Genomic DNA, 262 nt, shown 5'->3' with positions numbered 1-262 from the left:
ACTCGTATTTTGTTTTTCTTTTCGCTCTTTTAATAACCCCATAATTTGCTTTTGAATCGTTACATCTAATGCAGTTGTAGGCTCATCTGCAATAACGAGCTTTGGGTGACACGCAAACGCAATTGCTAAACAAATACGTTGCCTCATACCTCCGCTTAATTGATGTGGGTACTGTTCAAAACGTTTCTCTGCTTCATGTATCCCTAAATCATTTAATAAGTTAATCGCAATTTCTTTTGCTTCTCTTTTCGATTTTTTCTCA

The 262-nt window shown here is 35.9% G+C and carries 1 protein-coding gene; it reads right to left on the bottom strand.

Annotation, left to right across the window (positions count from 1 at the left end):
* On the bottom strand, positions 1-262 hold a 262-nt coding region (locus SB775_RS30680), incomplete at both ends, for an ATP-binding cassette domain-containing protein (RefSeq protein ID WP_410865038.1).

It is taken from the genome of Peribacillus sp. SIMBA_075, from assembly GCF_046534585.1.
This window is presented reverse-complemented; position numbering and strand designations above follow the sequence as displayed.